This is a genomic window from Pseudomonas sp. NPDC087598, from assembly GCF_044743525.1.
GTDB lineage: Bacteria > Pseudomonadota > Gammaproteobacteria > Pseudomonadales > Pseudomonadaceae > Aquipseudomonas.
This window is the reverse complement of sequence record NZ_JBIUWQ010000062.1, coordinates 7,070-26,080: the sequence shown is the minus strand read 5'-3', so window position 1 is coordinate 26,080 and position 19,011 is coordinate 7,070. Positions and strand designations below refer to the sequence as shown.

Here is a 19,011-nt window from a genome sequence, read left to right as displayed (position 1 = left end):
GTACTCGAGCTAACGCTCATTGTGTTGAGTGGGGCGGCATGCGCCGCGTTTGGGGTGTACTCGTTTTTTTTGTGGCAGTGATGGCGGCCTGACAGCCGACCGGTCTCTTGCAGATTGCATGCGATCCCATTGTAGGAGTGAGCCTGCTCGCGATGACGGCCTGACATCCGACCTGTTTCTGCCGGTTGTACTCCACCTCTGTGTGTGGCTTGCCAGCGATGGCGACCTGACAGCCGCCCAAGCTCTGGCGGGGGTACTCATTCCCTGGAGCTGCCGAAGGCTGCGATCTTTTGATCTGCTCTGGCTCTTGCTTTGCTTTTGCCCTCCAGCCCCTTCGGCAGGCCGAGCGAAGGTGTTCATCCGGGGGTTAGGCGCGCAGCGCCGTTTGGCGAAGCCAAATACATCGAGAGGAGGTGCAGCGCAGCAAACCGTAGGCGATGCCCCCGGATGGACACCGTAGCGAGGGAACACTGAGCCCAAGCGAAGTGCCGTACGTCGGGGCCAAGCCTTTTGGGTTACCTTTTCGGCGTCTGGAAAAGATGACTCGCTGTAAGAGCGAAACCCTAAGCAGCCATAACCGCAGCAACGGATATGCCCCCCAAACCAAAACCCAAACCCCAAAGCTCCCAAAAAATCCCAGACAAACAAACCCACTTCGCAAATCCACGGTGTTTCAAAAGGCAGGATCCCGAAGACACCTCACTGCCCCTGCGCCCGATAAGCCCCCGGCGTCACCCCCGTCCACTTCTTGAACGCCCGATGAAACGCCGACGGCTCGGAAAACCCCAACTGCTCGGCAATCTGCTGCAACGACAAATCCGCCCGCCCCAAATGATAAATGGCGATATCCCGCCGCAACTGATCTTTCAACTCCTGAAAACTGCTGCCTTCCTCGCGCAAATGCCGACGCAGCGTCTGCGGGCTGATATGCAAATGAGCGGCAACGGCTTCCAGATCCGGCCAACGGTTAGTGTCGCTGCTGAGCAAACGGCGCAGACGGCTGCTGAGACTGTCGCCGCCGTCGGGGCGCGAGAGCAGGTCGGCGGGGGAGCGTTCGAGGAAATGCTTGAGGGTGCGTTCGTCCTGCAACAACGGCATGTGCAGGTAGCGGCTATGAAACAGCAGACTGCTTTGATCCGCTGAAAACACCAAAGGGCAGGGAAACAGCAGGTCGTATTCAGCGCCATGCGCAGGCTTCGCGTAGCTGAACGTCGCCTGCTCCAGGCGGATGCGCTGGCCGATCAGCCAACTGCCGAGGCGATGCCAAAGTACCAGCAGGCTTTCGCTCAGAAAGTGATCCGGGTCCCACAACTGTGAATCGTCGAGACTCAGGCGCACCCATTCGTCTTCGCGGCTCAGGGTCAAGCGCGGGGCATCCGGGAATAGGCTATAAAACAATAAGCCGCGTTGCAGGGCTTTCTCCAGATTGCGGCAATGAATCGAGGCGTGGCACATCATGGCGAAGCTGCCGGGTTTGCTCGGGGCCTTGCCGAAACCCAGGTACTCGTCGTCCAGTGCCAGCCACAGGCCCTGAATCAAACGGGTGAACTGCTCCGGGGCGATGCGTGCACGCGGTTCATCGAGCAATTCCGGGCTGATGCCCAATTGCAACAGCAGGTCCGAATAATCGAACCCCACGCGGCGTGCGCCACCAAGGGCGGCACGGGCGAAATGACTGGCGATGGTGCGTTCGCGCATAAGCGGCAAATCCTTCCTCTGGCGCCGGATGGTAGCCGGGGGTGAACCGGGCAACAAGGCGGATTTCCGCCAAATTGTAGGACGAGATCGGGCGAGTTGGCGGAAATCCGCCACACTTGGGTAACCAGACAGTGACACAAATGACCCTGTAATCCCTGATATCAAAAGGCTTGCAGCGAAACGCACCAAAGTGGCACGACGTTTGCGATAAGAGCGACAGAAGCGTGCGTTGATCCGGCAGGAAAAAGCGTCGCTCGACACAACAAATCCCTCCAGTGCAGGAGGGTTCGCAATTCAGGTTTCGCGGCCAACAGATGGATGTTGTCACGCGGGACGCTTGAGGAAACTTGCAATGACGACTCGTCAGCCACTGTACAAATCCCTGTATTTCCAGGTGATCGTCGCAATTTGTATCGGTATCGCGCTCGGTCACTACTACCCGCAATTCGGCGTGGCGGTAAAACCGCTGGGTGACGGGTTCATCAAACTGATCAAAATGATCATCGCCCCCATCATCTTCTGCACCGTGGTCAGCGGCATCGCCGGCATGCAGAGCATGAAGTCGGTCGGCAAGACCGGTGGTTACGCACTCCTGTACTTCGAAATCGTTTCGACCATCGCCCTGCTGGTCGGTTTGGTCGTGGTCAACGTCGTGCAGCCGGGCAACGGCATGCACATCGACGTTGCCACCCTCGACGCTTCGAAAGTCGCTTCTTATGTAGCAGCCGGTGCCGACCAGAGCGTTGTCGGCTTCCTGCTCAACGTGATCCCGACCACCATCGTCGGCGCGTTCGCGACCGGTGACATCCTGCAAGTGCTGATGTTCTCGGTGATCTTCGGTTTCGCCCTGCATCGCCTGGGTGACTACGGTCGTCCGATCCTCGATTTCATCGATCGCTTCGCTCACGTGATGTTCAACATCATCAACATGATCATGAAGCTCGCGCCAATCGGTGCCTTCGGTGCGATGGCATTCACCATCGGTGCCTACGGTGTCGGCTCGCTGGTGCAGTTGGGTCAGCTGATGATCTGCTTCTACATCACGTGCCTGGCGTTCATCCTGATCGTGCTCGGCGGTATCGCGCGCATGCACGGTTTCAGCGTGCTGAAGATGATCCGCTACATCCGTGAAGAGCTGCTGATCGTACTCGGCACCTCGTCGTCGGAATCGGTACTGCCACGCATGCTGATCAAGATGGAGCGTCTGGGCGCGAAGAAATCGGTAGTGGGTCTGGTGATCCCGACTGGTTACTCGTTCAACCTCGACGGTACCGCGATCTACCTGACCATGGCGGCCGTGTTCATTGCTCAGGCAACTGACACGCACATGGACATCACCCATCAGATCACCCTGCTGGTGGTGTTGCTGCTGTCCTCCAAAGGCGCAGCCGGTGTGACCGGTTCGGGCTTCATCGTGCTGGCGGCCACGCTGTCGGCGGTAGGTCACCTGCCGGTTGCCGGTCTGGCGCTGATCCTCGGCATCGACCGCTTCATGTCCGAAGCGCGCGCACTGACCAACCTGGTGGGTAACGCTGTAGCGACCATCGTGGTTGCCAAGTGGGTGAAAGAGCTGGACACCGATACCCTGCAAGCCGAGCTGGCATCGGGTGGTCGCGGTATTGCTGATACCCGTCCTGAAGATGACTTGGGTGTGGCTGAAGGCCCGACGCCGAGCAACGTCAAGTAATCTGCATTGGGTAATACCCTGCGGTATGGGGTTTGCCTGTGGCGAGGGAGCTTGCTCCCGCTGGACTGCGCAGCAGGCCCTTTCTTGGGGCCGCTACGCGACCCGACGGGAGCAAGCTCCCTCGCCACAGATGCACGGAAAAACCTGCTTCGGCAGGTTTTTTATTGCTTGCTGTTTGAGCGTAACGGTCACACCCGCTGACATTTCCGGTGATTGCCGTACGCGGCATCGCTGCCTAGGCTGAGTGCATCGCCCAAGGAGTTCGCCCATGTCCGCACCGCTGGCCTCACTGAAAATCCTCGATTTCTCGACGCTGCTGCCGGGGCCGTTTGCCTCGCTGTTGCTGGCGGACATGGGCGCCGAAGTGCTGCGGATCGAGTCGCCGACGCGTCTGGATCTGCTGCGGGTATTGCCGCCCCACGATCAGGGAATGTCGGCCAGTCATGCCTATCTCAATCGCAACAAACGCAGCCTTGCACTCGACCTGAAACAACCCGCAGCGCTGGACGTGGTCAAGCAACTGCTGGCCGACTACGACATCGTCCTGGAACAGTTTCGCCCCGGTGTGATGGAACGTCTGGGCCTGGGTTATGAAGCGCTGAAGGCGATCAATCCGAAGCTGATCTACGTGTCGATCACCGGTTACGGCCAGACCGGGCCGTACAAGGATCGCGCCGGGCATGACATCAACTACCTGGCGCTGACCGGGCTCTCCAGTTACACCGGTCGCGCCGACAGCGGGCCGCTGCCGCTGGGCATGCAGGTGGCGGATGTTGCCGGTGGTTCGCTGCACGGGGTGATCGGGCTGCTGGCGGCGGTGATTGCCCGTCAGCAAAGCGGGCAGGGCACGCATCTGGACGTGAGCATGACCGACTGCGCGTTCAGCCTGAACGCCATGGCGGGTGCCGGGTATCTGGCCTGCGGCGAGTCGCCGGGTCGGGAAGATCAGATGCTCAACGGTGGCAGTTTTTACGATTACTACCGCTCCCGGGATGGCCGCTGGATGTCAGTGGGCAGTCTGGAGCCGGGGTTCATGCAGCAATTGTGTACGGCGTTGGGCCGGCCGGAGTTGGCAGCGCAGGGATTGTCGCCGAAACCCGAGCAACAGCAGGCGCTGAAGGATGCATTGAAGGTCGAATTCGAAAAACATGACTTTGCCGAACTGTGTGAGTTGTTTGCCGGCATCGATGCGTGTGTCGAACCGGTGTTGAGTCTGGACGAGGCGGTGCAACATCCACAATTGCAGGCGCGGGAATTGGTGACGCAGGTGCCGCGGGGGGATGGGACGAGTCAGGCGCAGATGGCCTGTCCGTTGAAGTTTTCCGAGTCACTGCCGGCACCGCGGCATATCGGGGCGGTGGTGGGGCAGCATACGGATCAGGTGTTGGGGGAGTTGGGGTTTGGTGCTGAGCGGATTGCTGAACTGCGTTCGGCCAAGGTGATTCTCTAGCGTCTGTACTGGCCTCATCGCTGGCAAGCCAGCTCCCACAGGTTTTTGTGTCGTACATGAATTTTGTGAACACATCGGACACTGTGGGAGCTGGCTTGCCAGCGATGGGGCCAGTTGCTACTCCACAAATCAGACTATTCCACCCGCATCTCACCACTGAACACCAAGGTGTTGCGGCAACGCCGGCACAAATACCGCCGTCCCTGGCGCACCAGGCTATGGCGCTGCGCCGAAAACGGAAAATCACTGTCCGCACACGGGCACTTGTAGATGTAGCGAGTCACGCTGCGGCGTTTGATTGCATAGGTGTGGCAGCGATCCGGCGGCAATTCATAGACGCCACGCATGATCAGTTGCCACTCCTCGCCGTGGGGCTGGATGCGGTCGCCGAACAGTTGATGGGCGATCAGGTGCGCGACTTCGTGGGCCACGGTCTGCTTGAGGAAATGTTCGGTGTTTTCCCGGTACAACTGCGGGTTGAAGCGCAGCAGGTTCTCGTGCAGATGCGCGACCCCGGCTTTTTGCCCGCGCAGCTTGAGGCTCACCACGGGGCGTTGGAAATGACGTTTGAAAAAGGATTCAGCGAGTTGGTAACAGTCTTCGACGCGGGTATTGAGTTGCTCGGGCATGCTTGATGGATCTCCAGAGGCGTCGAGTATGCCGCAACCCTGGGGACTTGCGAATCGCCGAACTGCCGAATGGTCGTCATCGATACGAGAAGGCCGCCTTGCGGCGGCCTGTATTGGCAGATCTTGTTTTTCTCGATGAGTCATTGCGTCAGTTGGTGTAGACCGGCCCCACGCCCAGGCCCCAGACGATCACGGTGAACGCCATGATGGCCACCAGCACCACCAGACCCACCGCCAGCACTGAACTGGAAAACAGGAAACCTTCGTCCGACGGAATGTTCATGAAGGTCGGCAACCCGACATACAGCAAGTACACCGTGTAGCAGATGGCCGCCGTGCCGACGATCATCCCTAGCCACATGTGCGGATACAGCGCTGCCAGCCCGCCGACAAACAACGGTGTCGCGGTGTAGGTGGCAAACGCCACGCAACGGGCCAGGCTCGGGTTGGCGTCATAGGTGCGGGCCATCCAGTGCACAAAGGCGCCCATGACCGCGACCCCGCCGAGCATCGCCAGGTACGACATGACGGTCATCCAGATGGCGCTTTCGACCGTGAGCATGACCGGCGCGCGATTGCCGATCACCCAGCCGACCTGTGTGGTGCCGATGAACGCCGAGACAGCGGGGATCGCCGCCAGAATCAGCGTGTGTGTGAGGTACATGTGGCTGATGCTTTCCTCTTGGTCGCCACGGATTTCCTTCCATTCCTGATCGGGGTGGGTAAAAAGTCCCACTACGTGATGGATCATGCCAGTCACTCCTCTTGTTATTGCCATCGCCCCCCAGCGGAGCGCCTACGGGCCAATGAGGCCGAGCAAATTCAGGTCTTCAGATGTGTGCGACCTTATGTCGCAGTATAGAAAGGACTTACCCGCACAGGTATTAGGGGCTTAGAGCAAATCGCGCTGTAAACGGGGGGCTTAATCGCCGCAGGGTCTTGGAACGCCACACTTTGGCAACTGAAAAAAAACTGTGGTGAGGGGATTTATCCCCGACCGGCTGCGCAGCAGTCGTAATGCATTCACCGCGCAGTGTCAGGCAAACAGATTTCTCAGGTCTTGGGGCTGCTGCGCAACCCATCGGGGATGAATCCCCTCACCACAAGATTTGAGTGAAAATGACTTGAAGGGACAGACCCACGGCCCTTCGCCCCCGCCGGGTTTTTTGCGTAAAATGCCGGCCTTTCGTCACACCTCACGGATTTCGCGTCATGGGCACTCTTACGGTCAATCAGAACAAACTGCAAAAGCGCCTGCGTCGCGGCACGCTGTACACCTTCGCCGACGAAATTGGCGCGACCAAAATGGCCCTTGGTCATCACCGTGATGACATCGTCGAGACGTTCTTCCTCAACATGTTCTTCAACGGCACCCTCAAGGCGATGCCGCCCAAGTTGCGCGCCGATGACGGCCGCAACGTGGTGATTCGTCCGCTGGCGTACTGCAACGAGAAAGACATCCAGGCCTACTCGGACCTCAAGGAATTCCCGATCATCCCGTGCAACCTCTGCGGTTCGCAGGAAAACCTGCAGCGTCAGGTGGTCAAGGAAATGCTCCAGGACTGGGATCGCAAGACCCCGGGCCGAACGGAAAGCATCTTCCGCAGTCTGCAGAACGTGGTGCCGTCGCAACTGGCCGACCGCAACCTGTTCGACTTCACCAGCCTGAAGATCGACGAGACGGCGGCTTCGCGCTTCGTTAACGTCGTCAACCTGTAAACACATTTCAAATGTGGGAGCGAGCCTGCTCGCGAAAGCGGTGTGTCATTCAACTGATTTGTTGACTGATACTCCGTCTTCGCGAGCAGGCTCGCTCCCACATGGGTGATTCGTTTTATTGAATAGGAGAGGGCATGCGCGATTACAAGTGGCTGCATGAATACTGTCTGAACCGCTTCGGTTCAGCGGCTGAACTGGAAGCCCATCTGCCCGTTCCCAAGACACCCGCGCAACTGCGCAAGATCAGCGACGATCGTTACCTCTCGACCATGGCCCTGCGGGTCTTCCGCGCCGGGCTCAAGCACAGTCTGGTGGATGCCAAGTGGCCGGCCTTCGAAGAAGTGTTCTTCAAGTTCGACCCGGAAAAAGTCGTGCTGATGAGTGCCGAACATCTTGAACGACTGATGCAGGACGCGCGGATCATCCGTCACCTGGGCAAGCTCAAGAGCGTGCCGCGCAATGCGCAGTTCATTCTGGACGTCGAGAAAGACAAGGGCAGTTTTGGCGCGCTGATCGCCGACTGGCCGGTGACCGATATTGTCGGTCTGTGGACCTACCTGAAAAAACACGGCCATCAACTGGGCGGGCTGTCGGCCCCACGGTTTTTGCGCATGGTTGGCAAGGATACCTTCGTGCCGAGCTACGACGTGGTCGCCGCGCTGAATGCGCAGAAGATCGTCGACAAAGTGCCGACCAGTCTGCGTGATCTGGCGATTGTGCAGGACGCGTTCAACCAGTGGCATGAACAGAGCGGCGGGCGGGCGATGAGCCAGATTTCGATGATGCTCGCGTATACCGTCAATCATTGAAACCGAGTCGGCCAATCGCGAGCAGGCTCGCTCCCACACTGAATCAGCGGCGTTCACAAATGCCCAGTGGGAGTGAGCCTGCTCGCGATGGCGGAGTGTCAGGCGACGCTGATCTCGCCTTCACCCGCCAGTTTGCGATTCAACTGATACCGCCACCGCACATACAACAGCGCCGAGCAGAACACCGCCAGGCTCACGACCATCTCCAGCACACCAAACAACTGCCGGTTCGGGTCGTACGCCGCCAGTGCGCCTTTGATGAAATACAGATTCACCACAAAGCACATCCATGAATGCCCACGGGCGCTGCCCATGATCATTGCCGGGGCGAGGACCAGCCACGGGATCAGCTCGACCAGCAGAATCACCCACGGTCGGGCGCCATGCAGGTCGGCGAATACCAGATAGTAGGCCGCGAGCAGTCCAGCGAGGCCGAAGAAGCACAGCAGACTGATGATCCGCATCGCTTTGACACGCGGCTCCAGCCACTCGACGGAGGGCAGGACTTTCGGCTTCTTCGCCACCGTCAGCCCTCCAGTTTCTGCGCAGTCTTGGCTAGGCGCAGGCCCAGCGCCCGGCACAGTGCGACTTCGTGCTGATCAAGCCCACTTTTGCCGTCAGCGCCGGCGTGATGGCTGGCGCCATAAGGTGTGCCGCCGCCCTGGGTTTCCAGCAGTGCCGACTCGCTGTACGGCAGGCCGGTGATCAGCATGCCGTGGTGCAACAACGGTAGCATCATCGACAGCAGCGTGGTTTCCTGGCCGCCATGCAGGCTGGCGGTGGAGGTGAACACACCGGCTGGTTTGCCGACGAGGGCGCCGGTCAGCCAGAGGTTGCTGGTGCCATCGAGGAAATATTTCAGCGGTGCAGCCATATTGCCGAATCGGGTCGGACTGCCGAGGGCCAGACCGGCGCAGTTCTTCAGGTCATCGAGTGTCGCGTAGAGCGCGCCTTCGTCCGGGATGTCCGGGGCGACGGCTTCGCACTCGGTGGAGATTGCCGGCACAGTGCGCAGACGCGCTTCAAGGCCAGCCTGCTCGACGCCGCGGGCAATCTGCCTGGCCATCTCGTTGGTCGAGCCGCTGCGGCTGTAATACAGAACCAGAATGTACGGCGCGCTCACGGCAGCAACTCCAGGATCTGCTCCGGTGGACGGCCGATGACGGCCTTGTCGCCGGCTTCGAGAATCGGTCGTTCCATCAGTTTCGGATGCTCGGCGATGGCGGCAATCAGTTGTGCTTCGCTGAGGCTGGTGTCGGCCAGCTGAAGCATTTTGTATTCATCTTCCCCGGTACGCAGCAACTGCCGTGCGCTGATCCCGAGTTTGCCGAGCAGGGCCTTGATTTGCGCCGCATTCAGCGGGGTTTCGAGGTAGCGCACGACGTTTGGCGTCAGGCCGCGGGCTTCAAGCAGTTCCAGCGCACCGCGGGATTTCGAGCAGCGCGGATTGTGATAAAGCGTCAGATCGGTCATGGCGGGTCGCTTCTGGCGTAAAGTGGCGGCTATTCTAACTGTGCAACGCGCAATCCAGAACCTCGGGAGGCGATGGGTCGCAGGCGTATTCAAATTTTCACAAGGAACAGGACATGACACGGCGATTGGCAGCGGCATTGACGATAATCGGGGCGTTGATGCTGGGGGGCTGCGGCAATGACTATGGTATCGACCAGAACGGTCAGAAAGTGGCGTCCGAGCGCCTCGACAAACAATGGGTGGTGCTCAACTACTGGGCCGAATGGTGTGGCCCGTGCCGCACGGAAATCCCTGAGCTCAACCATTTGGCGGATGAACTCAAGAGCAAGAACGTTGGTGTATTCGGGGTCAACTTCGACAACGTGCAAGGTGTAGAGCTGAAAGACGCCAGCGAAAAACTCGGCATCAAGTTCACCGTGCTGGCGCAGGATCCGGCGGAGTTGTTCGATTTGCCGCGCAGTGAGGCCTTGCCGGTGACGTACATCATCGACAACAAGGGCAAAGTGCGTGAACAGTTGATGGGCGAGCAGACGGCGGCGGGGGTGATGGCCAAGCTTGAGGCGTTGCAGGCGACCAAGTAAGCCCACCGAGTTTTTTGTGGTGAAGGAGCTTGATGTGGCGAGGGGATTTATCCCCGTTGGGCTGCGTAGCAGCCCTGAAACCTGAGCTTGCCGTTTGCCTGACACTCAGCGGGGGCCGCTTCGCGACCCAACGGGGATAAATCCCCTCGCCACAATGCACCTCAGCGCATTGAAGAGGACTTAACCCTCTTCCAGCCACCACCGCAACGGCTTGCCTTCCGCCGGCCAGAAGCGCATCTGCTCAATCGGCGAAATGTCCCAGCGCTCGACATGCTCCAGCGCCTGGAGGAAGCGTTGTTCCTGCTCCATCAGTGCCGGTGCGCACAGCTTGCGGGTTTTGCCGATCTTGCCGAAAGTCAGCTTCTCGCCATCCAGCGTGTACGGCGCGAACCAATGGTTGCAGCCACCGTTGCCGTAGGCGCGGCCATCATCGCCGAGGGTCACGGTCAGATGGCTGTAATCCATCAATGGCCGTTCGCCGATCCACTCCAGAATGTAGCTGCGGTTCTGTTGCAGTTGCACAGGCTCCGCGGCGCAGCCCGCCAGGCCAACACCGACCAGAGCGGTCAGGGCAAGGCGTTTCATCACGCAGGCTCCTGGCATTTCGGGCACAGATGTTTCTCGCCAACGGCTTTCCAGCCCAACTCGGCAATGCGCGCCGTGGCGGCCGGTTTTTCTGCGGCTTTGCCCAGCTTGGCGTCGACTGCGAATTCGAAGCTCAGCTCCTTGGCGCAGCTGTCGCAATTGACCTGCCAGGTGTGGATCGCCAGTTCGCCGAACACCGGGCCCGTGGTCATCGCGGTCCATTGGCCCGGCGGATTGATCAGGTGGCGGACGGTTTCGACGGTCAGGCGCATGGACAAGTCCTTGCTGCCTTTGAGGGTGACCAACAGGGCGTCACCGATGCGGATCGAGCCACCGTTGCCGGTGACCTGATAGCGGCCCGGTACAAGGGCGCGGCATTCGGTGAGGGTGTGTTGCGGGTTCATCAGGTTGTAGCGGAAATCGTGTTCGACCATGGGTCCTCCAAATATGCGCGACATGCTAGCACGGGCCACGTTGCAGAATGACGTGCGCTTGCGACCTTCGATCAGGTTCAAATCGACCTTGGCCCATGGCAAACTGCCGCCCTCGAATCTGAAGGAACGGAACATGGCGCTGATCGAATGTTATGAATGTAAGCGGAGCATCAGCTCAGAGGCGTCGGCGTGCATTCATTGCGGGGCTCCAATGGCGCAGCAGCAAGCCCACGCGCAGAGCGCAGGAGCACCGGCTCAGGCGTCGACTATTTCTTTCGGCAGCCTTCCGCGTAACAGGGCTGTGGCGGAGGCTGTGATCGCGCTCGAAAGTCCGGAGCCTTTACCGAAAGTCGTGCCCGCGACGGCGGGGCATCGACGTCAGCAACAGGCCGCGCAAGCGGCCGTGACGCACATCAATGAGGACGGCAGCCGCCCGGTGGAAGGCTGGTTGAAGATCATGGTGTTCCTGTTGCCGATGGTGTTCGTCTGGTTTCTGCTGCGCAGCGGTCACTCGGCGAAACAACGCCTGTTCGGTTTCGGCTGGCTGGCGCTGCTGATTCTGGCGTCGACGCTGAAGTAAGCGGGAAAGCGCTTAACCCTCGACCTGGTTCTGTGGCGACCCCGCAGCCCAGGTCGCGATATTGTCCAGGGTCGTCGCGGCAATCGCACCCAGCGCCTCTCGCGTCAGAAACGCCTGATGCGCGGTGATGATCACATTCGGAAAGGTCAGCAAGCGCGCCAGCACGTCATCCTGCAACGGCAGGTCGGAACGGTCCTCGAAAAACAGCTGCGCCTCTTCCTCATACACATCCAGACCGAGATAACCCAGTTGCCCGTCCTTCAAGGCCTCGATCAGCGCTGGGGTATCCACCAGACCGCCGCGACCTGTGTTGATGAGCATCGCCCCCGCTTGCATGTGCGCCAGTGAATCGCGGTTGATCAGGTGTTTGCTCTGCTCGTTGAGCGGGCAGTGCAGGCTGATGATTCGCGACTGCGCGAGCAGCTCCGGCAGGCTCAGATAACGTGCGCCCAAGGCCAGCACCTGCGGATTCGGGTACGGGTCGTAGGCGAGCAATTCACAACCGAAACCGTGCATGATTTTCGCGAACGTGGCGCCGATCTGCCCGGTGCCGACGATGCCGACAGTCTTGCCGACCAGGTCGAACCCGGTCAGGCCATGCAGACTGAAATCACCTTCACGGGTGCGGTTGTAGGCGCGGTGCAAGCGCCGGTTGAGGGCGAGGATCAGGGCCACGGCATGCTCGGCCACCGCATGCGGCGAGTAGGCCGGAACGCGCACGACGCCAAGGCCCAGGCGTTTCGCGGCGGCCAGATCGACATGGTTGTAACCGGCCGAGCGCAGGGCGATCAAGCGTGTGCCGCCGGCGGCCAGACGCTCCAGCACCGCAGCGCTGAGGTCGTCATTGATAAAGGCGCAGACTACTTCGTGCTGCTCGGCCAGTGCCGCAGTATCCAGACTCAGCCGCGCCGGTTGAAAATGCAGTTCGATACCCGCCGGGCAATCGGCACCGAGGAAACTGTCGCGGTCGTAGGTCTGGCTGCTGAAAACGATCGTGCGCATGAAATCCTCCTGGAGCATCGACTCGGGCTGCATCACCCAAGTCAACTTTATCGGTATCGGCGTTGAGCGGTATTGCGCTGGGTCAGGCGCTGATCTTCGCTTGCGTGGCGAGGCGGTTGATCGCCCGTTCCAGCTCATCCAGCGCCGTCGACGCTTTCGGGTCTTCCTGTTTGAGCAGGGTTTCACTGCGCTGACAGGCCGCGCGCAACTGCGGGACGCCGCAATAACGTGTGGCGCCGTGCAGGCGATGGACGCGTTCAATCAGGGCATTCTGGTCGTGGCTGTCGCGTGCCGTGCGAATCGCTTCACGGTCGGCTTCGAGCGAGGCCAGCAGCATCGCCAGCATGTCCGCCGCCAGATCCGCCTTGCCGGCGGCCAGACGCAAACCTTCTTCGTGATCGAGTACCGGCAATTCGTGATTGCCCGCGGCATTCTCGCTGACGCGCTCCGGCACCTGATTGCGCAGGGCCAGGCCGGTCCATTTCAGTACCACTTGCGCCAGTTGCCGCTCGCTGATCGGTTTGGTCAGGTAGTCGTCCATGCCGCTTTGCAGCAACGCACGTTTTTCGTTGGCCATGGCATGCGCGGTGAGCGCGACGATCGGCAGCGGTGTGCAATGCCGCTCGCTTTCCCACTGGCGAATGGTTTCGGTGCTCTGACGGCCATCCATGCCCGGCATCTGGACGTCCATCAAAACCAGATCGAAGGACTCGGTCTGCACCGCTTTGACCGCTGCGTAACCGCTTTCCACCGCGAGCACCTTGGCGCCCATGTCTTCGAGCAACGTCTGCACCAGTAACAGGTTGGCCGGGTTGTCGTCGACACACAGCACTTTCGGGGCGCGACTCGACAATGGCTCGTTCGGTTCGTTGCGTGGCTGGCGCGGGTTGGCCAGATCCGACAGGGCGCGGCGCAATTTGCGCGTGCAGGCCGGTTTGGCTTGCAACTGGCTGTGCGGGTTCGGTACCGACAGATGAAACAGGGTCTGCTCGGTGGTCGGGCACAGCACCAGCACTTTGCAGCCCAGGTGTTCGAGGTCCCAGATGTGCTGGTTCAAACGCTCCGGCAATATGTCGTTGCTGGTGATGCCGATCACCGCCAGATCGATGGCCTGATCGGTCTGATGCGCGCCGGTGACGCCATTGGTCAGGCTTTCCAGAGTGTTGAACGGCGTGACGATGAGGCCGCAATCTTCCAGTTGATGCTGCAAGGCCTGACGCGCCAGTTCGTGGTTTTCCAGCACCGCCACGCGGCGCCCGAGTAGCGGCGCCGAGGGCAGGTCTTCGGCGTCGTCACGGGTTTTCGGCAGGCTCAGGCTGATCCAGAATTCCGAGCCTTCGCCCGGCGTGCTGTCGACGCCGATCTCGCCGCCCATCTGTTCGATCAGGCGCTTGGAAATCACCAGGCCCAGCCCGGTGCCGCCGGGCTGGCGCGACAACGAGTTGTCGGCCTGACTGAACGCCTGGAACAACGCGCGCACGTCCTGATTCGACAGGCCGATGCCGGTGTCCTGAATGCTGATGCGCAGTTGCACGCTGTCTTCGTGTTCTTCTTCAAGCATCGCCCGGGCGACGATGGTGCCTTCGCGGGTGAACTTGATCGCGTTGCTGACCAGGTTGGTAAGGATTTGCTTCAGGCGTAACGGATCACCGACCAGCGACAGCGGCGTATCGCGATAGACCAGACTGACCAGCTCCAACTGCTTGGCGTGAGCGGCGGGGGCGAGAATGGTCAGGGTGTCCTGCAACAGATCACGCAGGTTGAACGGTATGTGGTCGAGCACCAGTTTGCCTGCCTCGATTTTCGAGAAGTCGAGGATCTCGTTGATGATCCCGAGCAGGCTGTCGGCGGACTTTTCGATGGTGCCTAGGTAGTCGAGCTGGCGCGGGGTCAGCTCGCTTTTTTGCAACAGATGCGTGAAACCGAGAATGCCGTTGAGCGGCGTGCGGATCTCGTGACTCATGTTGGCGAGGAATTCGGATTTGATCCGGCTGGCTTCCAACGCTTCTTTACGGGCCAGATCCAGTTCGATGTTCTGGATCTCGATGGTTTCCAGGTTCTGGCGGACGTCTTCGGTGGCCTGATCGACGCTGTGTTGCAGTTCTTCGCGAGCGTTCTGCAAGGTGCCGGCCATGCGATTGATGCCCGACGCCAATTCATCGAGTTCCTGACTGCCGAGCGGTGGCAGGCGGGTTTCCAGGTGGCCGTCCTTGAGTTGCGCGACGGCTTGTTTGATCTGGCTCAGCGGACGGTTGATGGTGCGGCCCATGCGCAAGGCGAGCAGCGCGGCACCGGCAAGGCCCGCGGCAATCAGCAACAGGCTGGCGAACAGGCTGCGATAACCGCGCAGCAGCATGCCGTTGTGTGACAGTTCCAGTTCGACCCAACCGAGCAGACGGTCGGACTCTGCGGGGATCAGTTCGCCGGCGAGGTTGCGGTGTTTGCCGAATACCGGCATCAGGTAACGGGTCGCGTCATTGCCGCTGCGCCGTTGCAATTGCGCGCTGTCACCGCTCGGCGCCTGATTGAGCATGGTCGGGCCGGCGTGGGCCAGCGGCGAGCGGTCCGGCGCGAGGAAGGTCACTGCGCGCACATCGGGTTGTTCGAGGGACTGAGTGGCGATGCGCTCAAGCAATTCGCTGTTGCCATGACCCATCGCGGGCGCCACCAGCGGTGCGAGCTGCTCGGCGATCATTTCGCCGCGCTGCATCAATTGGTTCTGCAGGTCGGACTGCTGCGTCCAGGTGAAATAACCACCCAACACCAGCGCCATCAGGCTGGTCGGCAACAAGGTCAGCAACAACACGCGACCTTTGATTCCCAGTTTCTTGAGCACGCCTATCTCCTGCATCCCGCTGATCCGTTGACTCATGCGTGCATCCGGCACGCGACATTGGCGCAGTGTAGCGATTTGCTCGCGGGCAATCTCCGGAAAAATGCTGTCGTCTTCTGTCCGCGAACGCAGGCGCGTTCGTCCGACGGCGCAACCTTGAGTTGCCCGCTGGCCGGCAATCTTGAATAATCGCGGCCAACTGAGAATTACTTGCAGATACTCATGACTCCTGTTTCCGTTGGCCAGCCACGCATACTTTCCATCGAGGACGATCCGGTTCTGGGTGCTTATGTTCACGAACATCTGGGCCGCAGCGGCTTTCAGGTGACCTGGTGTCAGAACGGTCAGGAAGGCTTGAACATCGCCAGGCGCCAGGTGTTCGACGTGGTGTTGATGGACATTCTGTTGCCCGGGCTGGATGGCCTGAATCTGCTGACTCAACTGCGCCAGAGCCACTCGACGCCGGTGTTGCTGATGTCGGCTCTGGGTGCCGAGGCCGATCGCATCAGTGGTTTTCGCCTCGGCGCCGATGATTACCTGCCCAAACCGTTCAGCATGGCCGAGTTGCATGTGCGCATAGAAGCCATCCTGCGTCGGGTGGCCTTGGACCGTCGCCCGGCCGTGCTCGCTGAACCGGCGGCGCCCGGCGGGCTGCATTTCGACGATGACCAGTGCGACGTGTTTTTCCGCGAGCAAGCGGCCGGCCTGACCCGCAGCGAATTCCGTTTGCTGGAGACCCTCAACCGCAATGATGAGGAGGTGTTGAGCAAGGCCTTCCTTTATCAGCATGTCCTGCAGCGTGGTTACGCCGCGCACGACCGCAGTCTCGACATGCACATCAGCCAGATCCGCCGCAAACTCAAAGCCATCGGCTACACCGAGCGGCAAGTGCGCACGGTGTGGGGCAAGGGTTACGTGTTGAGTGCCGCTGATGAAAATGTCTGAGCTGCCGGGGCGGCACTCGCTGTTCTGGAAACTGGCCTTTCTGCTGGTCGCGTTCTGTCTGTTGATGATCTGGCTCAGTTGGTCGTGGGGCCGGTACATGGAGGAACGTAATCAGTTCCTCTCTGACGAGGCGCGCGGCACGCTCACCCGTTATGCCGCGCAGGCTGAACAGGCGTGGCAGCGAGGCGGGCGCAGCGGCGTCGATGACTGGCTGCAAAGCATGGAGTTGCGCGAAGCGAGTTGGGTCGGCGTCATTGGCGGCAATTTGCAGTCGCTGAGCAATGACCCGCTGAACGAACAGGAAATCCAGCACCTGACGTTCTTGCGCGGGCTCGACTGGCCGATTCACAAACAGGGCCGGCCGTGGCTGCGCATCCCGTTTCCCAAGGATCCGTCCGCCGGCAGTCTGGTGATCGAATTGCCCGAGCGCTTTTTGCCGGGCAAATACCGCGTGTTCTGGCGGGTCATCACCAACGGCGTGATTCCCGGGCTGTTCACTTTATTGTTGTGCGTCGGTCTGTACCGCTTGCTGGTGGTGCCGCTGAACAACCTGCGTGAGCAGGCCAATGCCTGGCGCGCCGATCAATTGAATGTACGGCTGTCGAGCGGCATCACCCAGCGACCGGACGAACTCGGCGAACTGGCCCGGGCGTTCGACTCGATGTCCGAGCGCCTGCAAACCACCGTCGCCGTGCAACAGCAATTGCTCCGCGATCTGTCCCATGAGCTGCGCACGCCATTGAGCCGACTGCGCGTGGCCAGCGAAAGCGAACAAGACCTGCTGCAATTGCGCGAACGCATCGGCCGCGAAGTCGACGGCATGCAACGGCTGGTCGAAGACACCTTGCAACTGGCCTGGCTCGACACTGACCGGTCGCCATTGCCGGAGGAGGCGATTCAGATCCAGGCCTTGTGGGAGATGCTCACCGACAACGCCTGTTATGAAAGCGGCTGGCCGAGTCTGCAATTGCAGTGTTCGGTGGAGGCGTCGTGCTGGGTGCGCGGCAACTTGAATACGCTGGCGCAGGCGTTGGAGAACATTTTACGCAACGCCATTCGGCATTCGCCACAGGGTGGAATCGTACGTCTTGATGGCCGGCGCGATGGCAATTACTGGCACCTGTGGCTGGAGGATCAGGGTGGCGGGGTAGCCGAAGCAGATCTTGAACGGATCTTTTCGCCGTTTACCCGCCTCGACGGTTCGCGGCCGGGGGATGGCGGGTTTGGCTTGGGCTTGAGCATTGCCCGTAATGCGGTGCAGCGCCAGGGTGGGCGTCTTTGGGCGCAGAACAGCGGTTCGGGGTTGCGGCTGAATATGCGGTTGGTGGCGGATGATGGCGTTGCACCGAATGATGCCTTCGCGAGCAGGCTCGCTCCCACAGTGGATCTGCGTTCACCGCAGATTGTGTGAACGACAATTAACAGTGACATCACTGCTGACACTATTCTGCCAACGACATCACTCCTTGTGGGAGCGAGCCTGCTCGCGAAGAGGCCCTGCGTGTCACCACAAATGGATATGGCTTAAAACAAAAGTCGCACCACTGGCGCGACTTTAAGCTGCTTATTCCCATAAACCATAAGCACCGCACTTTGCGTGATATGGCCTGCGCGGGTTTGCCGGTATGATAGGCGCCCCCGCACGTCTGGATTGCGAATACGCCATGACCCTGCAGTACCCAACCATCGCCGATTGCGTCGGCAACACTCCGCTGGTGCGTTTGCAGCGCCTGCCCGGTGACACCAGCAACACCCTATTGCTCAAGCTCGAAGGGAATAACCCGGCGGGTTCGGTCAAGGATCGTCCGGCGCTGTCGATGATCACCCGTGCCGAACTGCGCGGGCAGATCCACGCGGGCGATACGCTGATCGAAGCGACCTCGGGCAACACCGGGATCGCCCTGGCAATGGCCGCCGCGATCAAGGGTTACAAGATGATCCTGATCATGCCGGACAACTCCAGCGCCGAGCGTAAAGCGGCGATGACCGCGTACGGTGCCGAGCTGATTCTGGTCAGTCAGGAAGAAGGCATGGAAGGCGCGCGCGATCTGGCGCAGCGCATGGAAGCCGAAGGTCGTGGCAAGGTGCTCGATCAGTTCGCCAATGGCGATAACCCTGAAGCGCACTACACCACCACCGGCCCGGAAATCTGGAGTCAGACCCAGGGCACCATCACTCACTTCGTCAGTTCGATGGGCACCACCGGCACCATCATGGGCGTGTCGCGCTACTTGAAAGAGCAGAGCGACAACGTGCAGATCGTCGGTCTGCAGCCGATGGAAGGCTCGGCCATTCCCGGCATCCGTCGCTGGCCGCAGGAATACCTGCCGAAGATCTATCAGGCCGACCGCGTTGACCGCATCGTCGACATGGCGCAAAGCGAGGCCGAGGACGTCACCCGTCGTCTGGCCCGCGAAGAAGGCATCTTCTGCGGCGTATCCTCGGGCGGTGCGGTGGCAGCGATGCTGCGCCTGTCCAAAGAAGTTGAAAACGCGGTGATCGTCGCGATCATCTGCGACCGTGGCGACCGTTATCTGTCGACCGGCAGGTTCGACGCGCCCAACTGATGGCCAAGCACGAGAGAGG

General features: G+C 60.4%; 18 protein-coding genes and 1 pseudogene. 9 read left to right on the top strand and 10 right to left on the bottom strand.

Features of this window, described 5'->3' with window-relative positions; translation table 11 throughout:
* Positions 1 to 699: 699 nt before the first annotated feature.
* On the bottom strand, positions 700 to 1,698 hold the full coding sequence (locus tag ACIOWE_RS25270; RefSeq protein ID WP_401397144.1) for an AraC family transcriptional regulator: 999 nt from the start codon (positions 1,696 to 1,698) through the stop codon (positions 700 to 702).
* A 352-nt stretch (positions 1,699 to 2,050) separates the two neighbouring features.
* On the opposite strand from ACIOWE_RS25270, the gene ACIOWE_RS25265 reads away from it, so the two are divergent.
* Together ACIOWE_RS25265 and ACIOWE_RS25260 are read left to right on the top strand one after the other, a co-directional pair.
* Positions 2,051 to 3,385 carry a dicarboxylate/amino acid:cation symporter gene (locus ACIOWE_RS25265; protein ID WP_103306885.1) on the top strand — a complete coding sequence of 445 codons (1,335 nt, stop codon included), beginning with the start codon at positions 2,051 to 2,053 and terminating at the stop codon, positions 3,383 to 3,385.
* Positions 3,386 to 3,653: 268 nt separating this feature from the next.
* Positions 3,654 to 4,835, top strand: coding sequence for a CaiB/BaiF CoA transferase family protein (locus ACIOWE_RS25260; protein WP_401397142.1), 1,182 nt, complete (start codon positions 3,654 to 3,656; stop codon positions 4,833 to 4,835).
* Between the two features lie 134 nt (positions 4,836 to 4,969).
* On the opposite strand, the gene ACIOWE_RS25255 is transcribed toward ACIOWE_RS25260, so the two are convergent.
* Both ACIOWE_RS25255 and ACIOWE_RS25250 read right to left on the bottom strand, forming a co-directional pair.
* A complete protein-coding gene (locus tag ACIOWE_RS25255) occupies positions 4,970 to 5,464 on the bottom strand; it encodes a SprT family zinc-dependent metalloprotease (protein ID WP_025112945.1) in 495 nt (164 codons plus the stop codon).
* Between the two features lie 148 nt (positions 5,465 to 5,612).
* Positions 5,613 to 6,215, bottom strand: a complete 603-nt coding sequence (locus tag ACIOWE_RS25250) for a Yip1 family protein (RefSeq protein WP_007917515.1) — start codon at positions 6,213 to 6,215, stop codon at positions 5,613 to 5,615.
* Positions 6,216 to 6,706: 491 nt separating this feature from the next.
* Between ACIOWE_RS25250 and ACIOWE_RS25245 the strand changes: the two are divergent.
* Together ACIOWE_RS25245 and ACIOWE_RS25240 are read left to right on the top strand one after the other, a co-directional pair.
* Positions 6,707 to 7,183, top strand: a pseudogene (locus ACIOWE_RS25245) (ATP-binding protein); the annotation flags it as partial.
* Between the two features lie 134 nt (positions 7,184 to 7,317).
* Positions 7,318 to 7,992, top strand: a complete 675-nt coding sequence (locus ACIOWE_RS25240; RefSeq protein ID WP_007917512.1) for a DNA-3-methyladenine glycosylase I — start codon at positions 7,318 to 7,320, stop codon at positions 7,990 to 7,992.
* A gap of 98 nt (positions 7,993 to 8,090) precedes the next feature.
* Here the strand turns inward: ACIOWE_RS25240 and ACIOWE_RS25235 are convergent, their stop codons facing one another.
* From ACIOWE_RS25235 to arsC, 3 genes are read right to left on the bottom strand one after another with little or no spacing between them, the layout of a single operon-like run.
* The gene (locus ACIOWE_RS25235; RefSeq protein ID WP_401397139.1) at positions 8,091 to 8,516 is read right to left on the bottom strand and encodes a DUF2069 domain-containing protein; all 426 of its coding nucleotides are present in this window, start codon (positions 8,514 to 8,516) and stop codon (positions 8,091 to 8,093) included.
* Between the two features lie 2 nt (positions 8,517 to 8,518).
* Complete coding sequence (gene wrbA, locus ACIOWE_RS25230) at positions 8,519 to 9,115, bottom strand: NAD(P)H:quinone oxidoreductase (RefSeq protein ID WP_103306881.1); 597 nt, start codon at positions 9,113 to 9,115, stop codon at positions 8,519 to 8,521.
* Complete coding sequence (gene arsC / locus ACIOWE_RS25225; RefSeq protein WP_401397136.1) at positions 9,112 to 9,465, bottom strand: arsenate reductase (glutaredoxin); 354 nt, start codon at positions 9,463 to 9,465, stop codon at positions 9,112 to 9,114. The genes wrbA and arsC overlap by 4 nt, the downstream gene beginning before the upstream one ends.
* A 113-nt stretch (positions 9,466 to 9,578) precedes the next feature.
* On the opposite strand from arsC, the gene ACIOWE_RS25220 reads away from it, so the two are divergent.
* Positions 9,579 to 10,046: a TlpA disulfide reductase family protein gene (locus tag ACIOWE_RS25220; protein ID WP_401397133.1), complete on the top strand. Its 468-nt coding sequence runs from the start codon at positions 9,579 to 9,581 to the stop codon at positions 10,044 to 10,046.
* A 180-nt stretch (positions 10,047 to 10,226) separates the two neighbouring features.
* Here the strand turns inward: ACIOWE_RS25220 and ACIOWE_RS25215 are convergent, their stop codons facing one another.
* Complete coding sequence (locus ACIOWE_RS25215) at positions 10,227 to 10,631, bottom strand: META domain-containing protein (protein WP_401397130.1); 405 nt, start codon at positions 10,629 to 10,631, stop codon at positions 10,227 to 10,229.
* Positions 10,631 to 11,065 (bottom strand): hypothetical protein, encoded by a 435-nt coding sequence (locus tag ACIOWE_RS25210; RefSeq protein WP_103306877.1) that lies wholly within the window; start codon positions 11,063 to 11,065, stop codon positions 10,631 to 10,633. Before ACIOWE_RS25210 ends, ACIOWE_RS25215 begins: the two co-directional genes overlap by 1 nt.
* 133 nt (positions 11,066 to 11,198) lie before the next feature.
* On the opposite strand from ACIOWE_RS25210, the gene ACIOWE_RS25205 reads away from it, so the two are divergent.
* Complete coding sequence (locus ACIOWE_RS25205) at positions 11,199 to 11,645, top strand: hypothetical protein (RefSeq protein WP_401397127.1); 447 nt, start codon at positions 11,199 to 11,201, stop codon at positions 11,643 to 11,645.
* Between the two features lie 12 nt (positions 11,646 to 11,657).
* Here the strand turns inward: ACIOWE_RS25205 and ACIOWE_RS25200 are convergent, their stop codons facing one another.
* Positions 11,658 to 12,647 carry a 2-hydroxyacid dehydrogenase gene (locus ACIOWE_RS25200; RefSeq protein ID WP_401397124.1) on the bottom strand — a complete coding sequence of 330 codons (990 nt, stop codon included), beginning with the start codon at positions 12,645 to 12,647 and terminating at the stop codon, positions 11,658 to 11,660.
* 82 nt (positions 12,648 to 12,729) lie between these two features.
* Positions 12,730 to 15,483: a response regulator gene (locus ACIOWE_RS25195; protein ID WP_201238604.1), complete on the bottom strand. Its 2,754-nt coding sequence runs from the start codon at positions 15,481 to 15,483 to the stop codon at positions 12,730 to 12,732.
* Between the two features lie 219 nt (positions 15,484 to 15,702).
* Between ACIOWE_RS25195 and ACIOWE_RS25190 the strand changes: the two genes are divergently transcribed.
* The 3 genes from ACIOWE_RS25190 to cysM all read left to right on the top strand — a co-directional run bounded on the left by ACIOWE_RS25190 (position 15,703) and on the right by cysM (position 18,992).
* The gene (locus ACIOWE_RS25190) at positions 15,703 to 16,425 is read left to right on the top strand and encodes a response regulator transcription factor (RefSeq protein ID WP_401397121.1); all 723 of its coding nucleotides are present in this window, start codon (positions 15,703 to 15,705) and stop codon (positions 16,423 to 16,425) included.
* Complete coding sequence (locus tag ACIOWE_RS25185) at positions 16,412 to 17,836, top strand: histidine kinase sensor domain-containing protein (protein ID WP_401397119.1); 1,425 nt, start codon at positions 16,412 to 16,414, stop codon at positions 17,834 to 17,836. Before ACIOWE_RS25190 ends, ACIOWE_RS25185 begins: the two co-directional genes overlap by 14 nt.
* A 253-nt stretch (positions 17,837 to 18,089) precedes the next feature.
* On the top strand, positions 18,090 to 18,992 hold the full coding sequence (gene cysM / locus ACIOWE_RS25180) for a cysteine synthase CysM (RefSeq protein WP_401397171.1): 903 nt from the start codon (positions 18,090 to 18,092) through the stop codon (positions 18,990 to 18,992).
* The last annotated feature ends 19 nt before the right edge of the window (positions 18,993 to 19,011 follow it).